At 76.2% G+C, this 14,917-nt stretch carries 17 protein-coding genes; 12 read left to right on the forward strand and 5 right to left on the reverse strand.

Translation table 11 applies throughout. The features are described 5' to 3' along the window. Positions 1-95 precede the first annotated feature (95 nt). The 5 genes from Q2K19_RS23240 (at position 96) to Q2K19_RS23260 (ending at position 3,579) form a co-directional block, all read left to right on the forward strand. Positions 96-497, forward strand: a complete 402-nt coding sequence (locus tag Q2K19_RS23240) for a TOBE domain-containing protein (RefSeq protein ID WP_302763683.1) — start codon at positions 96-98, stop codon at positions 495-497. Next, complete coding sequence (modA, locus tag Q2K19_RS23245) at positions 494-1,276, forward strand: molybdate ABC transporter substrate-binding protein (protein WP_446839606.1); 783 nt, start codon at positions 494-496, stop codon at positions 1,274-1,276. The genes Q2K19_RS23240 and modA overlap by 4 nt, the downstream gene beginning before the upstream one ends. Before the next feature lie 38 nt (positions 1,277-1,314). Continuing rightward, a complete protein-coding gene (locus Q2K19_RS23250) occupies positions 1,315-2,136 on the forward strand; it encodes an ABC transporter permease (RefSeq protein ID WP_302772719.1) in 822 nt (273 codons plus the stop codon). Then, entirely contained in the window at positions 2,118-3,194 is a 1,077-nt protein-coding gene (locus tag Q2K19_RS23255) for an ABC transporter ATP-binding protein (RefSeq protein ID WP_302772720.1), read from the forward strand. Before Q2K19_RS23250 ends, Q2K19_RS23255 begins: the two co-directional genes overlap by 19 nt. A gap of 97 nt (positions 3,195-3,291) precedes the next feature. Continuing rightward, the gene (locus Q2K19_RS23260; RefSeq protein WP_302763684.1) at positions 3,292-3,579 is read left to right on the forward strand and encodes a hypothetical protein; all 288 of its coding nucleotides are present in this window, start codon (positions 3,292-3,294) and stop codon (positions 3,577-3,579) included. Positions 3,580-3,608: 29 nt separating this feature from the next. On the opposite strand, the gene Q2K19_RS23265 is transcribed toward Q2K19_RS23260, so the two are convergent. Both Q2K19_RS23265 and Q2K19_RS23270 read right to left on the reverse strand, forming a co-directional pair. Beyond that, positions 3,609-5,360 (reverse strand): alkaline phosphatase family protein, encoded by a 1,752-nt coding sequence (locus Q2K19_RS23265; RefSeq protein WP_302763685.1) that lies wholly within the window; start codon positions 5,358-5,360, stop codon positions 3,609-3,611. Positions 5,361-5,406: 46 nt separating this feature from the next. Continuing rightward, a complete protein-coding gene (locus Q2K19_RS23270) occupies positions 5,407-6,291 on the reverse strand; it encodes a CDP-alcohol phosphatidyltransferase family protein (RefSeq protein ID WP_302763687.1) in 885 nt (294 codons plus the stop codon). A gap of 91 nt (positions 6,292-6,382) precedes the next feature. On the opposite strand from Q2K19_RS23270, the gene Q2K19_RS23275 reads away from it, so the two are divergent. The 7 genes from Q2K19_RS23275 (at position 6,383) to Q2K19_RS23305 (ending at position 12,058) form a co-directional block, all read left to right on the forward strand. Beyond that, positions 6,383-7,360 (forward strand): zinc-dependent alcohol dehydrogenase, encoded by a 978-nt coding sequence (locus tag Q2K19_RS23275; RefSeq protein ID WP_302763688.1) that lies wholly within the window; start codon positions 6,383-6,385, stop codon positions 7,358-7,360. A gap of 3 nt (positions 7,361-7,363) precedes the next feature. Continuing rightward, entirely contained in the window at positions 7,364-7,762 is a 399-nt protein-coding gene (locus tag Q2K19_RS23280) for a 6-pyruvoyl trahydropterin synthase family protein (protein WP_302763690.1), read from the forward strand. 3 nt (positions 7,763-7,765) lie between these two features. Further along, the gene (locus tag Q2K19_RS23285) at positions 7,766-8,803 is read left to right on the forward strand and encodes a glycosyltransferase family 4 protein (protein ID WP_302763692.1); all 1,038 of its coding nucleotides are present in this window, start codon (positions 7,766-7,768) and stop codon (positions 8,801-8,803) included. Beyond that, positions 8,800-9,609 (forward strand): class I SAM-dependent methyltransferase, encoded by an 810-nt coding sequence (locus tag Q2K19_RS23290; RefSeq protein ID WP_302763693.1) that lies wholly within the window; start codon positions 8,800-8,802, stop codon positions 9,607-9,609. Before Q2K19_RS23285 ends, Q2K19_RS23290 begins: the two co-directional genes overlap by 4 nt. A 50-nt stretch (positions 9,610-9,659) precedes the next feature. Beyond that, entirely contained in the window at positions 9,660-10,646 is a 987-nt protein-coding gene (locus tag Q2K19_RS23295; RefSeq protein ID WP_446839605.1) for a lysylphosphatidylglycerol synthase domain-containing protein, read from the forward strand. Between the two features lie 69 nt (positions 10,647-10,715). After that, positions 10,716-11,369 (forward strand): GTP cyclohydrolase II, encoded by a 654-nt coding sequence (locus Q2K19_RS23300; RefSeq protein ID WP_302763694.1) that lies wholly within the window; start codon positions 10,716-10,718, stop codon positions 11,367-11,369. Further along, positions 11,366-12,058, forward strand: coding sequence for a RibD family protein (locus Q2K19_RS23305; RefSeq protein ID WP_302763695.1), 693 nt, complete (start codon positions 11,366-11,368; stop codon positions 12,056-12,058). Before Q2K19_RS23300 ends, Q2K19_RS23305 begins: the two co-directional genes overlap by 4 nt. Positions 12,059-12,066: 8 nt before the next feature. Here Q2K19_RS23305 and Q2K19_RS23310 read toward each other — a convergent pair whose 3' ends face one another. From Q2K19_RS23310 to Q2K19_RS23320, 3 genes are all read right to left on the reverse strand, one after another. Further along, positions 12,067-13,173 carry an FUSC family protein gene (locus tag Q2K19_RS23310; protein WP_302763697.1) on the reverse strand — a complete coding sequence of 369 codons (1,107 nt, stop codon included), beginning with the start codon at positions 13,171-13,173 and terminating at the stop codon, positions 12,067-12,069. Positions 13,174-13,359: 186 nt separating this feature from the next. Beyond that, positions 13,360-14,109, reverse strand: a complete 750-nt coding sequence (locus Q2K19_RS23315; protein WP_302763699.1) for an amino acid ABC transporter ATP-binding protein — start codon at positions 14,107-14,109, stop codon at positions 13,360-13,362. Beyond that, positions 14,106-14,903 carry an amino acid ABC transporter permease gene (locus Q2K19_RS23320; RefSeq protein WP_302763700.1) on the reverse strand — a complete coding sequence of 266 codons (798 nt, stop codon included), beginning with the start codon at positions 14,901-14,903 and terminating at the stop codon, positions 14,106-14,108. Before Q2K19_RS23320 ends, Q2K19_RS23315 begins: the two co-directional genes overlap by 4 nt. Positions 14,904-14,917 lie beyond the last annotated feature (14 nt).

A 14,917-nucleotide genomic window follows, 5' to 3' on the forward strand; every position in this document is an offset into this window, starting at 1 on the left:
GATCGCAACTGCGACGCGTCCGCCGATCAGATGCTCGCCATTGCGAGGGTTGGCCGCCCTTCCCTGTGGCAGCTGCCCGACGTTAGGGTGATCGGGTGACGGTGTTCCGGATCGGTGAGGCCGCCGAACTGCTCGGGGTCAGCGCGGACACGGTCCGCCGCTGGATCGACGCCGGACGGCTCCCGGCCACCCGCGACGAGCACGGGCACCGGGTCGTCGACGGGGCCGACCTGGCCGCGTTCGTCCGCGCCCCGGGCCACCCCGAGTTGTCGTCCGCCCGCAACCGGCTGCGCGGCATCGTCACCGCCGTCGTCAAGGACACCGTGATGGCCCAGGTCGACATCCAGGCCGGGCCGTTCCGGATCGTCTCGCTGATGAGCCGCGAGGCGGTCGACGACCTCGACCTCCAGGTCGGCTCGGTGGCCGTCGCCGTGATCAAGTCGACCACCGTGGTGGTGGAACGCGCCCCCGCCCCGAAGGGAAGGACCAGCCCGTGACCGTACGGTGGATCCGCACCGCCCTCGCCGGAGTGGCCGCGCTGACCCTCGGCCTGGCCGGGTGCGGCGGCGACGAGCCGGCCGCACCGGACGGCGGGGGGCAGGTGACCGTCTTCGCCGCCGCCTCGCTCACCGAGTCCTTCACGAAGCTCGGCAAGGACTTCGAGGCCGCGCATCGCGGCACCAGCGTCACGTTCAACTTCGCCGGCAGTTCGGCGCTCGCCACCCAGATCACCCAGGGCGCCCCCGCCGACGTCTTCGCCGCCGCCTCACCGGCCACCATGAAGACGGTCACCGACGCCGGCGATGCCGCCGGCACCCCGGTCACCCTGGTGCGCAACCAGCTCGTGATCGCCGTACCCAAGGGGAACCCCCGCAAGGTCACCGGCCTGGCCGACCTGGCCCGGCCGGGGGTGAAGGTGGCGCTCTGCGCGGAGCAGGTGCCCTGCGGCGCGGCGGCCCGCACCGCCCTCGACGTGGCCGGCGTGCGGCTCACCCCGGCCACCCTGGAGCAGGACGTCAAGGGCGCCCTGGCCAAGGTGAAGCTCGGCGAGGTCGAGGCCGCGCTGGTCTACCGCACCGACGCCCGCTCGGCCGCCGCCGACCTGGACGGCGTCGAGTTCCCCGAGTCGGCCCGCGCGGTCAACGACTACCCGATCGTCGTGCTCAAGAACGCCGGCAACCCGGACGGCGCCCGGGCCTTCGTCGACTACGTCCGCTCCGACGCCGGCCGCGCGGTGCTCACGGCCGCCGGCTTCCAGGCACCGTCGTCCCAGTGACCCGATTCGTCGACCCGGTGACCCGGCCCGCCGAACCGGTGCGCCCACCTGCCGAGCCGCTGACCCGCCCCGCCGCGCCCCGGCAACGGGTGCCGCTCGCCCTGCTGCTCCCCGCCGGCCTCGGGCTGCTCTTCCTCGTCCTGCCGCTGCTCGGGCTGCTGGTCCGGGCGCCGTGGACCAGCCTGCCCCGGCGACTTGCCGAGCCGGGCGTGCTCACCGCGCTGCGGCTCTCCCTGGAGACCGCCACCCTGGCGACCCTGCTCTGCGTCGCCCTCGGCGTACCCCTGGCGTGGCTGCTCGCCCGGGTCGAGTTCCCCGGCCGGCGACTGGTCCGGGCCCTGGTCACCGTGCCGCTGGTGCTGCCGCCGGTGGTCGGCGGGGTGGCGCTGCTGCTGGTCTTCGGCCGGCGCGGCCTGCTCGGCTCCTGGCTGGACAGCGCCTTCGGGGTGACCCTGCCGTTCACCACCGCCGGGGTGGTGCTCGCCGAGGCGTTCGTCGCCATGCCGTTCCTGGTGATCGCCGTCGAGGGGGCGCTGCGCGGGGCCGACCGCCGCTACGAGGAGGCGGCGGCGACCCTGGGCGCCGGCCGCTGGACCACCTTCACCCACGTCACGCTGCCGCTGGTCGCCCCGGGCGTCGCGGCCGGCGCGGTGCTCTGCTGGGCCCGCGCGCTCGGCGAGTTCGGCGCGACCATCACCTTCGCCGGCAACTATCCCGGCCGGACGCAGACCATGCCGCTCGCCGTCTACCTGGCCCTGGAGACCGACCTCCAGGCCGCGATCGTGCTCAGCCTCATCCTGCTCACCGTCTCGGTCGCCATCCTCGCCGGCCTGCGCGACCGCTGGATCGGCACGGCGTGACCGCCGCGCCCCTGCTCGACGCGCACCTGGTCACCGACCGCGGCGCCTTCCACCTCGACGTCCGGCTGCGGATCGCCGCCGGGGAGGTGGTCGCGCTGCTCGGCCCGAACGGCGCCGGCAAGACCTCCGCCCTGCGGACGCTGGCCGGCCTGCACCCGCTCACCGCCGGCCACCTCACCCTGGCCGGCGTCGACCTGGACCGGCCCGACCGGCGGGTGTGGCTCCCGCCGGAGCGGCGGCCGGTCGGCGTGGTGTTCCAGGACTACCTGCTCTTCCCGCACCTCAGCGCGCTGGACAACGTCGCGTTCGGGCCGCGCCGGCACGGCGCCGACCGGCGGGCCGCCCGGGCACGGGCGCAGGCCTGGCTGGACCGGGTGGGCCTGAGCGGGCAGGCCCGGCACAAGCCCCGGCAGCTCTCCGGCGGCCAGGCCCAGCGCGTCGCCCTGGCCCGCGCCCTCGCCGTGGAACCGACCCTGCTGCTGCTCGACGAGCCGCTCGCCGCCCTCGACGCGCGGACCCGGCTGGACACCCGCGCCGAACTCCAGCGGCACCTCGGCGACCATCCCGGCGCCACCCTGCTGGTCACCCACGACCCGCTCGACGCGCTGGTGCTCGCCGACCGGCTGGTCATCGTCGAACACGGGCGGGTGGTGCAGGAGGGGGACGCGGCCACCGTCACCGCCCGCCCCCGCACCGACTACGTGGCCCGGCTGGTCGGCCTCAACCTGCACCGGGGACGCGCCGACGGGCACCAGGTCACCGTCGGCGGGCTCACGCTCACCGCGGCGGACACGGTGCACGGGGACGCCTTCGTCGCCTTCCCGCCGGCCGCCGTCGCGCTGCACCTGACCCGCCCCGACGGCAGCCCGCGCAACGTCTGGCCGGCCACCGTGTCCGGGGTGCAGCGGCACGGCGACAACCTGCGCGTCCAACTGGACGGCCCGGTCGTCGTGGCCGCCGACGTCACGCCCGCCGCGGCCGCCCACCTGCGGCTGCACCCCGGGCAGCCGGTCTGGGCCGCGGTGAAGGCGGCGGAGACCCGGGCGTACGCGGCGTGACGGACGCCTCTGGCCGTTCGTTGGTCGGTGGAGGGAGGCTTGACCTGGGGGTCTGGCCGGTCAATGACCAGGGCAGCGACGAGGAGAGGGGAACGGGGTGTCCGACACGACTCACAGTCGGTCCAGCCATGAGGCCGTCCTGCCGGACGACGTGACCGATCCGCTGCTGTGGCGGACGGCCTACGACGTGGCCACCGCGCACGAGCCGGACGAGACCGGCCACTGTCCCAGCCTGCTCTGCGGCGGCCAGGCCGCGCCCTGCGACACGCTGGTCGACGCTCGCCGGGCGATGCGCCTGGCCCGGGGCGGCGCGGCGGCCGAGCGGCGGACGCCGTCCCGCGACGCGTCGGCCCCGGCCCGGAACCGGCGTCGCGAGGCGGCCTGACCGACCGCCCCGTCCCCAGGGTGCGTGCGTCAGTGACCGGCGGTCGGGCCGAAGGCGGCGAGGAAGCGGTCCCGGAAGGTGTCCATCCGCCACACCGGGGCCTGCGGGCCCGGCCGCAGGCCGTCCTGCCAGCCCCAGCCGGCGATCCGGTCCAGCACCTTCGGATCCTTCGCCACCACGGTGATCGGCACGTCCCGGCTGGCGCCCTCGTCGGTGACCGTCGCGGCCGCCTGGTGGTCGCCGAGGAAGACCAGCACCAGGTCGTCCCCGCCGTAGGTCAGCACGTACGAGACGAGGGTGCCGAGCGTGTACTGGATGGAGTGCGCGTAGTCGGCGCGGATCTGGGCGCTGTCCCGCTGGACCACGTCCCGGCTGCCGCCGGTGCGTACCGACGCCTCGTTGAAGATCGACCCGTCGCCGACCGCGTCCCACGGCACCGGCTTCGGGATGGCCGACCAGGGGGAGTGGCTGGACACCAGCGGGATCTCCGCCATCAGCGGGGCGTGCGGCCGGGCCCGCTCCAGGCGCTGGAAGGTGGCCAGCGTGTACTGGTCGGGCATCGGCGCATAGCTGAACTTGGGGCCGCGGTACGCGAGCTTCTCGGCATCGTAGTAGCGGTCGTAGCCGAAGAACGTCTTCTCCGGCCAGGGCTGGGTGGCGGCGGGCAACACGCCGACGGTCTGCCAGCCGGCCCGGTGGAACGCGCCGTTGAGCGTGAGCCGATCCCCGGCCAGCAGATCCCGGTGGCGCTGGTCGTTGTCGATCCACAGGCCGGAGAGCAGGGTGGCGTGGGCCAGCCAGCTCCCGCCGCCGAACGTGGGCGAGGTGAGGAAGCCGCTGCGGGCGTCGTACCCGGCCGCGCGCAGTTGCCGGTAGCCGTCGTCGAGCACCGCGGTCACGCCCGGCGCGAGCGCCGGGTCCTCCACGGCGTCCCGGCCGTAGCTCTCCACGAACGCGACCAGCACGTCCTTGCCGCGCAGCCCGGTCAGCAGCCGGTCGCCGGGGACGTCCCGGTAGGCGTCGGCGGCGGCCTCCCCGGCGAACACCGTCCGGTCCCGCAGGCCGTGCCGGATCTGGCCGGCGTGCGCCGCGACCAGGGTGGTCGCCTCCCGGTCGGCGACCGGGACGCCGGTGGCGAGGCGTACGCCGAAGACCGCGCAGCCCAGCCAGAGCACCGCGAGGGCCGCGACGACCCGCGCCGACCCGGCCCGGTGCCGGGCCAGCAGCCGGGTCAGCCGCAGCACCGCCAGGGTGACCAGGACGAGCAGGCCGACGACGAGCAGCCCGGCGCCGAGCGCCGTGACGACCGCTGCGGCCCGGCCCGTCGAGTCGGTGAGGTAGCCGAAGGCGTCGTCGAACAGCCCCCAGTCGAGCAGCACGTCGAACGGCCGGTCCCGGGCCACGAAGAAGCCCATGTCCAGCAGCTTCAGCACGGTGAGCAGGCCGAGGAGCAGGCCGGTCAGCGCGGCCACGGGCCGGCGTGCCCGGGGCGGGAGGACGAGCAGCAGGGCCACCGCGACCAGCGCCTCCGCCGGGATCCGCAGCACGGCGGCCGGCCCGACCCGGTCCAGCTCGTCCGGCGTCACGAGCGCCGCCACCACGAGCAGCGCGGCGAGTCCGGTCAGGAGACCGGTGGCGATCCGGCGGGCCCGCGACGGCGGTGGCCCCGCCGCGGGCGGTGCGGTCCCGTCGGATGCGGAGGTCGCGTCCGAGGTGGCGGAGGTGGCCGCGTCGGTCGGGGAGTTCCGGGTCGGCCGGCGCAGGCGGGCGAGAGGCGACAAGAGGGGGTCCTTCGGCTGCGAGGGGAGGGGGTCGGGCGGCGCGGCGTCAGACGGGTTGGTGGGCGGCGATCCGGGCGGCCAGCGGCCGGGCCACCGGATCCGCTGGGCGGGCGTCCCGGAGGGTGGGCTCGAGAACGATCCGGGCGGGTTGCGCGGGAGTTCGCGCGGCGTCCCCGGCCAGCCGGGCGCGCCCGCCCGCCGGCCCGGTGGCGGCGGGGAGGCCGGCGGTGACCGGCCGCGCGGCCGGTCGGTGCCGCCACAGCCAGGCCACGTCGTGGCCGAACGACTCGACCAGCAGGGCCAGCGCGCCGGCGACCAGCGCGGTGGTGGCCACCGGGGGCAGCGCCAGGCCGGCCGCGACCGCCAGGACCACGCCCTGCGCCGCCGCGACGACCTTGCGCCAGTACCGGGGTGGCAGCCCCTGCCGCATCCAGGGCAGCACCCAGCTCGCCGCGACGAAGGCGTACCGCATCCCGCCGATGGCCAGCACCCAGCCGCCGACGGACGGCGCGAGGTGGACGCTGAGCACCAGGATCAGGAACGCGTCGACCTCCATGTCGAAGCGCGCGCCCAGGGCGCTGGTGGTGCCGGTGCGCCGGGCCACCCAGCCGTCGACCGCGTCCAGCGCCAGCGCCACTGCGGTGAGCGGGACCAGCACCGCCACCGGGGCCGGCCCGCCGCCGGCGTGCGCGACCAGGGCGAGCACCCCGCCGACCAGCAACGCCCGGGCCAGGGTCACCCGGTCGGCCGGGCCGAGCCGCCGCGCGCCGGCCGCCCGCAGGCCGCGCCGGAGCAGGCCGCAGAGCACCCCGGCGTACGCCAGGCCGGCGAGCCAGCCCGCCACGCCGATCCCCACCGTGCCGGAGAGCGCGGCCAGCAGCAGGAACTGGACGGCCAGCCCGAGCAGTGGGCCGTTTCGAACCGCGGACACCCTGCCTCCGTGTCTATGATCGACAACCCTGCCCCCCATTACGCGGAAACCGCCCGTTCGGTTCGGCCCGATGCGGAAAAGAGGAGAATTCGTGACCCGCGACGCCCGCGCCTTCTGGCTCCGCGCCCCCGGCGAGGGTGAGCTCCGCCCGGTCGAGCTGCCCCGGCCCGGCCCCGACGAGGTGCTGGTCCGGACGCTTTTCTCCGGCGTCAGCCGGGGCACCGAGACCCTGGTCTTCACCGGCCGGGTCCCCGCCGACCAGTACGCCACCATGCGCGCCCCGTTCCAGGAGGGCGACTTCCCGGCCCCGGTGAAGTACGGCTACCTCAGCGTCGGCACCGTCGAGCAGGGACCGCCGGCGCTGCGCGGGCGGACGGTCTTCTGCCTGCACCCGCACCAGACCGCGTACGTGGTCCCCGCCGACGCCGTGGTGGTCGTACCGGACGGGGTGCCGGCGGCCCGGGCGGTGCTGGCCGGCACGGTGGAGACCGCGGTGAACGCGCTCTGGGACGCCGCGCCGCTGGTCGGGGACCGGGTGAGCGTCATCGGCGGCGGCATGGTCGGCTGCTGCGTGGCCGCCCTGCTGGCCCGCTTCCCCGGCGTACGCGTCGAACTGGTCGACGCGGACCCGGCGCGGGCGGAGGTGGCCGCCGCGCTCGGCGTCGACTTCGCCCGGCCCGCCGACGCGGCCGGCGAGCGCGACCTCGTGGTCCACGCGAGCGCCACCGCCGACGGCCTGCAACGCGGGCTCGACCTGCTCCGGCCGGAGGGCACGGTGCTGGAGCTGAGCTGGTACGGCGACCGCCCCGTCACCCTCGCCCTCGGCGGCACCTTCCACTCCCGGCGGCTCGCCATCCGCAGCAGCCAGGTCGGCACGGTGTCGCCCCGGCGGGCCGACCGCAGCTACGCCGACCGGCTGGCGCTGGCCCTGGAACTGCTCGCCGACCCGGCGTTCGACGCGCTGCTCACCGGCCCGTCCCGCTTCGCCGAGCTGCCCGACGTGCTCGACCGGCTCGCCTCGGGCCGGCTGTCCGCGCTCTGCCACCTGATCCGCTACGACGAGGAGTGATCCGTGTTCAGCGTGACCGTCCGGGACCACATGATGGTCGCCCACAGCTTCCGCGGCGAGGTGTTCGGCCCCGCCCAGCGGCTGCACGGCGCCACCTTCGTCGTCGACGCCACCTTCCGCCGCCCGGAGCTCGACGCCGACGGGATCGTGGTCGACATCGGCCTGGCCACCGAGCAGCTCAAGGCCGTGCTCGGCGAGCTGACCTACCGCAACTTGGACGACGAGCCGGCCTTCGCCGGGGTCAACACCACCACGGAGGTGCTGGCCCGCACGGTCGCCGACCGGCTCGCCGAGGCGGTGCACGCCGGGCGGCTCGGCGCCGGGGCGCGCGACCTCGCCGGGATCACCGTCACGCTGCACGAGTCGCATGTCGCCTGGGCCAGCTACGAGCGGTCGCTGTAGCGGATGACCCTCGTCCACGTGGTGCTGCCGGGCGACATCGACGACCCGGCCAGCCCCAGCGGCGGCAACGGGTACGACCGGCGGGCCTGCCGGGGCCTGGCCGCGCTCGGCTGGACCGTACGGGAGCACCCGGTGCCCGGCGGCTGGCCCCGCCCGGGGGCGGGGGAGCGGGACGCGCTCGCCGGGCTGCTCGCCGCGCTGCCCGAGCACGCCCTGGTGCTGCTCGACGGCCTGGTCGCGTCCACCGTGCCGGAGGTGCTGACCCCGCACGCCGGCCGGCTGCGCCTGGTGGTGCTCGTGCACCTGCCGCTGGACGACGAGGTCGAGGCGCGCGCGCTGGCTACGGCCACCGCCGTGGTCACCACCAGCGAGTGGACCCGGCGCCGGCTGCTCGACCGCTGTCCGCTCGCCCCCGACCGGGTGTCGGTGGCCGCGCCCGGCGTGGACCCGGCGCCGCTCGCGGCCGGCTCGCCCGCCGGCACCCGGCTGCTCTGCGTCGCTGCGGTCACCCCGGTCAAGGGCCACGACGTGCTCGCCGCCGCCCTGGCCGAGGTCGCCGACCTGCCCTGGACCTGCGAGTGGGTCGGCGCGCTCACCCGCGACCCGGGCTTCGTCGACCGGCTCCGCCGGCAACTCGCCGATGCCGGCCTGACCGACCGGGTACGCCTGCCCGGCCCGTGCACCGGGCGAGCGCTGGACGCCGCGTACGCGGGCGCCGACCTGCTGGTGCTGCCCTCCCGGCGGGAGACCTACGGGATGGTGGTGACCGAGGCCCTCGCCCGGGGCCTGCCGGTGCTGGGCAGCGACACCGGCGGGCTGCCCGATTCGCTCGGGCACGCCCCGGACGGCACCCGACCCGGCCTGCTCGTGCCGCCCGGCGACCCGGGAGCCCTGGCCGGCGCGCTGCGTACCTGGCTCACCGGGCCGGCGCTGCGGGCCCGGCTGCGCCACGCCGCCCGGCAGCGGCGGGACACCCTCACCGACTGGACGGTCACCGCGGACCGGCTGGCGGCTGCCCTGAAGGAGGCGACGGCGGCATGACCACCCAACTACCCCCTCAGTTCGCCGACTGGCTGCGGTTGCGGGAGCCGGTGGACGGGGCGGCCCGCTCGGCGGACCTGGTCGACCTGGTCCGCCGCCGGCTGCCCGCCGACCGGCCGCTCGTGGTGCACGACCTGGGCAGCGGCACCGGGTCGATGGCCCGCTGGCTGGCGCCGCGGCTGCCCGGACCGCAGCGCTGGGTGCTGCACGAGCGCGACGCCGACCTGCGGGCGCTCGCCGCCGACGAGGCGGTGCTCGCCGCCGACGGCAGCCCGGTCATCGTGGCGACCCGCGGCTCCGACATCACCCGGTTGGGTGACGCCGACCTGGCCGATGCCCACCTGGTCACCGCGTCGGCGCTGCTGGACATGCTCACCGCCGAGGAGATCGAGCGGGTGGTGGCCGCCTGCGCCGGCCACCTCACGCTCTTCGCCATCTCCGTGGTCGGCCGGGTGGAGTTCGCCCCGGCGGACCCGCTCGACGCCGAGTTCGCCGCCGCCTTCAACGCCCACCAGCGCCGCACCGTCGCCGGCCGCACCCTGCTCGGGCCGGACGCCGTGCCCGCCACCGTGGCGGCGTTCCGGCGTCGGGGGGTCGGCGTGCGGGTCCGCGCCACGCCGTGGCGGCTCGGCCCCGACCAGTTCGCGCTGACCGCCGACTGGCTGACCGGCTGGCTCGAGGCGGCCGTGGCGGAGCGGCCGGAGTTGGCCGGCGCCGCGCCGGCGTACCGGGAGCGGCGGCTGGCGGAGGCGGCGGCCGGGCGGCTCCGGGTGGTGCTGCACCACGCCGACCTGTTGGCCGGGTGAACCGCGCGGCGTCGGAGCACGTGACATCTGGTGGATCGAGGGAGGACCGCTTGTCACACGCCACCGCGGCGCCCGCCGACCCGGCCGCGCCGCCGGCCGGGAGCGCACCGGCCCGGTCCCACTGGGCCTGGGTACGCCTGCTCGGCGGGCTCGGCGTCCTCGCCCTCCTGGTCTGGTCGGTGGGCACCGGCCCGTTCCTGGCCGGGCTGCGGCTGATCGACGCGCCCGCGCTCGCCGCCGCGCTCGGCATCGGCGCGCTCACCACCGTCTGCTGCGCCTGGCGCTGGTCGCTGGTCGCCGGCGGGCTGGGCGTACGGCTCCCGCTGGCCGCCGCGGTCGCCCACTGCTACCGGGCGGTATTCCTCAACTCCACCCTCCCCGGCGGGGTGCTCGGCGACGTGCACCGGGCGGTCCGGCACGGCCGGGACGCCGGCGACGTGGCCCGGGGCGTCCGGGCCGTGGTCTGGGAGCGGACCGCCGGGCAGGTGGTGCAGCTGGTCATCGCGGTGGCCGTGCTCGCGGCGCTGCCCTCCCCGGTCCGGCCGTACCTGCCGGCGCTGGTCGCCGGGCTGGCCGGCGCCACGCTCGGGCTGGTGCTGCTGGCCCGGGCGGTGCCCCGCTCCGGCGCCTCCCGGTGGGCCCGGACGGTCCGGACCGCCGTGGCCGACGTCCGCGCCGGCCTGCTGGCCCGCCGCACCTGGCTGGGCGTGGTGGCCGCCTCCGCGGTGGTGGTCGCCGGCCACCTCGCCACCTTCGTGGTCGCGGCGCGCACCGCGGGCGCGGACGCGCCGCTGGCCCGGCTGCTGCCGCTGACCCTGCTGGCCCTGCTCGCCATGGGGCTGCCGATGAACGTTGGCGGCTTCGGGCCGCGCGAGGGGGTGGCCGCGTGGGCGTTCGGCGCCGCCGGCCTCACCGCCGGCCAGGGCGTCGCCGCCGGCACCGTGTACGGGGCGTTGGTCCTGGTCGCCAGCCTGCCCGGCGCGGTGGTGCTGCTGCGCCGTCGGCCCGTTGCCCGGCTGCCCGGCGACTGTCGGTGATCCGGCCTACGGTGTGGATGCGAGGTGTGCGTTGCCGGTCCGTCCGGCAGCCCCGGACGGAGGAGAAGCATGGACGAACCCCTGCCCACGGCCACGGTCCGCACCCAGGTCATGGTCCCGCTGCGGTTCCCCGACGGCTACCTGACGACCGCCCGGGTCTACTCCTTCCACGGGCTGGTGGACGGCCGCGAGCACCTCGCGTTCGGGCTCGGTGACCGGGCGGTCGGCGGCGACCGGCGGGCGGCGGACCTGCCCCCGCCGCTGGTCCGACCGCACAGCGAGTGCCTCACCGGGGACGTCTTCGGCAGCCAGCGCTGCGACTGCGGGCCGCAGCTGCGGGAGGCGGTCGAGCGGATCGCCGACGCCGGGGGATACCTGCTCTACCTGCGCCAGGAGGGCCGGGGCATCGGCCTGTACGCCAAGCTCGACGCGTACGCCCTCCAGGACGGGGGCCTGGACACGTACGAGGCGAACGTGGCGCTCGGCCGGGGCGCCGACGAGCGCGACTACACCGTGGCCGCGCAGATGCTCGCCGCGCTGGGCGTGACCCGGGTGGCCCTGCTCAGCAACAACCCGGACAAGGCGGCCCAGCTGGACCGGCTGGGCGTGACGGTGGTCGCCCGGGTGCTCACCGGCGTGCACCTGTCCCCGACGAACGCCGGCTACCTCGCGGCCAAGGTGAGCCGCGCCGACCACGCCCTCGACCTGCCGTTCGTGCCGTGACCACCCGGCCGTACGTGCTGCTCAGCTGCGCGATGTCGATCGACGGCTACATCGACGACGCCTCGGCCGAGCGGCTGCTCCTCTCCAACGACTCCGACCTCGACCGGGTCGACGCGGTCCGGGCCGCCTGCGACGCGATCCTGGTTGGCGCGGCCACGGTCCGGCGGGACGACCCCCGACTGCTGGTGCGCTCCGCGCGGCGGCGCGCCGACCGGATGGCCCGCGGCCTGCCGCCGTCCCCGGTGAAGGTCACCGTCACAGGCAGCGGCGACCTCGACCCGGCCGCCCGCTTCTTCACCTTCGGCGACGGGACGAAGCTGGTCTACTGCGCGAGCGGCGTCGTGGAGAAGGCCCGGGAGCAGGTGGGCGAGGTGGCCACCGTGGTCGACGGGGGCGACCCCGTCACCCCCGACGTGGTGCTCACCGACCTGGCCGACCGGGGCGTACGCCGGCTGATGGTGGAGGGCGGCGGCAGCCTGCACTGCCAGTTCCTCACCGCCGGCCTCGCCGACGAGCTGCACCTCGTGGTCGCGCCGTTCTTCGTCGGAGACCGCCGGGCGCCGCGCTTCGTCGGGGACGGCCGCTTCCCCTGGCACCCGGGCCGGCGCGCCCGGGTCGTCGAGGTACGCCAGATCGGCGACGTCGTGCTCACCCGGTACGCCCTCTCCGACCGCTGCGCCGGCGGCTGAGCGGCGGGTCACCGCGTCGGCAGGCCGAGCACCTCGTCCACCCGGCTCAGCACCGCCACGTCGTCCTTGCCGAGCCCGCGCACCAGGTCGATGGCGGTGGCCCGGATCTGGCCCACGATCATGACCACGGGCAGGGGCGGCTGGGCCCGGAGCAGCTCGGCCGCCATCCGCACCGCGGTCAGCGCGGTGTCGTCGGCCCGCACCGCGTGGGCGTCCGCGTCCTCCCCGGTCAGATCGGTGGCCAGGGCCGCCCCGGCAGCGCGGACCGCCTCGGCCAGGCACCGGATCGCCGCCCCCAGCTCGGGCGGGGTGGCGATAGGCAGCCGGGTCAGCGTGAGCCCGTTGCGGGCCAGCACCCGCACGTTGCGTACCGCGTCGTCGAGCTGCTGGGCGGTGGCGTCGACCTGGGCGAGCTGGCCGAGGCGCCGGCGGCGGCGGACCCGCAGCCGGAGCGTTTCGGCGGACGCGTGCAGGGCACCCCGCAGCCGTTCCATGCAGCCCTCCAGCTGCCGGGCCCGGACCAGCGCGGCCTGGGCGGCCTCCTCGTCGCGGCGCCGCAGCGCGTCGCCCACCCGGTCCAGCACGTCGGCCAGGTCGGTGTACGTCTGCCGGGCCTCCGCCACCAGCGGGGCGAGCGGGTTCCGGGCGACCATGAGCTGGCTCACGGCCAGGGCGACCGCGCCGCCGATCAGCGCGTCGACGAAGCGGAACGGGGTGAACTCGCCCTTCGGCACGGCGACCGCCACCAGGTAGAGGGCGGAGATCGTGGTCTGCACGATCAGGGTGCTGCTCGCCCCGGCCGCCACCGTGACGCCGAGGGTCACCAGCAGGACGAGGAGCATGGTGGCCGTACCCGGACCGAGGGCGTGGACCACCAGGTCGGCGATGAGCACCCCGGCGGCCACCCCGAGGATCAGCTCGATGCTCTGCCGCACCCGCTGCCCCCGGGACTCGCCGAGCACGATCAGCGCCGCGCTCGGGGCGAAGAACGGGTCCGGGTGGCCGATCAGCCGGGCGGCGATGAGCCAGGCCACGGTCGCCGCGAGCGCGGCCTCCACCACCGGCGCCCACGCGCCCCGCACCCGCCCCACGGCGGCCGTCCACCATCTGCCCACTGACGCCGGTCCTCCCCTGGCGGACCGGCGCACCCACGGACCCTCCGTTCCGGCCGGATCTCCTCCTACCCGCGAAGTTGATCGTCTTAACCGGAGCGTTCGGAGCGGTGTGGATCTGGCTCCGGGACCGGACCACCCGGCACCGCTACCGGAGGACGGGGCGGCGGGGCCGGGCGGTCGCGGAGGTCAGAGCACCTGGGACAGGAAGCGCCGCAGCCGCGGGTGTTCCGGCGCCTCGAAGACGGCGGCCGGCTCGCCGGCCGCCAGCACGACACCCCGGTCCATGAAGGCCACCCTGTCGGCGACCTCGCGGGCGAAGCCCATCTCGTGGGTGACCACCACCATGGTCATGCCGGCGGCGGAGAGGTCGGCCATCACCCCGAGCACGCCCTTGACCAGTTCCGGGTCGAGCGCCGAGGTGGCCTCGTCGAAGAGCATCACCTGGGGCCGCAGGGCCAGCGCCCGGGCGATCGCCACCCGCTGCTGCTGCCCGCCGGACAGGTGCGCGGGCCGGGCGTCGGCCTTGCCGGCCAGCCCGACCAGGTCCAGCTGGGCCCGGGCGATCTGCACCGCCTCGTCCTCGGGCAGCTTCTTGAGCTTGCGCAGCGCGAGGGTGAGGTTGCGCAGCACGGTCATGTGCGGGAAGAGGTTGAACTGCTGGAAGACCATGCCGATCCGCTGGCGCAGCGCGTCCGGGTCGTCGCGCAGCACGCTGCGGCCGTCCAGCAGCACGTCGCCCCGGTCCGGCTCGATGAGCCGGTTGATGGTGCGCAGCAGGGTCGACTTGCCGGAGCCGGACGGCCCGATCACGCAGGCGGTGGCGCCGCGCGCGACCTCCAGGTCGGCGCCGCGCAGCACCTGGTGCGCGCCGAAGGCCAGGTGCACGTCGCGGACGGCGAGGCTGACCGAGGTGGCGGTGGCCGTGGCGGTGCTCATCGCGGGTCCTTCCGTCCGGTGCTGGGCAGGGCGGTCTCGCCGGCCAGGGCCAGGCCGGCGTCGTCGGCGTCGTCGGGTGCCACGGCGACCGTGCGGCCCTGGCGCAGCCGCCGGTCGATCCAGTTGACCGCGTGCGTCAGCGGCACGGTCAGCACCAGGTAGAAGAGGCCGGCCAGCAGCAGCGCGGACTCGTTGCCGGTGGTGGCCGCGTAGTCCTGGCCGATCCGGAACAGCTCCCGCTGGCTGGCCACCAGGCCGAGGAAGTAGACCAGGCTGGAGTCCTTGATCAGGGCGATGAGCTGGTTCACCCAGGCGGGCAGCACCCGGCGTACGCCCTGCGGGACGATGACCAGGCGCATCGCCTCACCCCAGGAGAAGCCGAGCGCCCGGGCCCCCTCCAGCTGGGCGGCCTCCACGCTCTGGATGCCGGAGCGGAAGATCTCCCCGATGTAGGCGGCGGCGATCAGCGACAGCGCCAGGACGCCCAGCGGGTACGGGTTCGGGCCCCACACCTGCATGCCCAGCGGTGCCAGTCCGACGCCGATGAGCAGGATCGTCGCCGCCGCCGGCAGGCCGCGGAACACATCGGTGTAGACCCGGGCCGGCCACCGCAACCAGCGGGTACGTGAGATGCCGGCGACGGCCAGCAGCATGCCCAGCACCGAGCCGAGCAGGGCGGCGGAGACCGCCAGGATCAGCGTGTTCGGCAGCCCGACGGTCAGCATGTCGGGCAGCGCCTCGCGCATGGAGTCCCAGTCGAAGAAGGTCTCCCAGAGGGTGCTCAGTGGATCCATCTCTCCGTCCGCCC

Source organism: Micromonospora sp. NBRC 110009 (assembly GCF_030518795.1).
In the GTDB taxonomy this organism is placed as follows: Bacteria; Actinomycetota; Actinomycetes; order Mycobacteriales; family Micromonosporaceae; genus Micromonospora.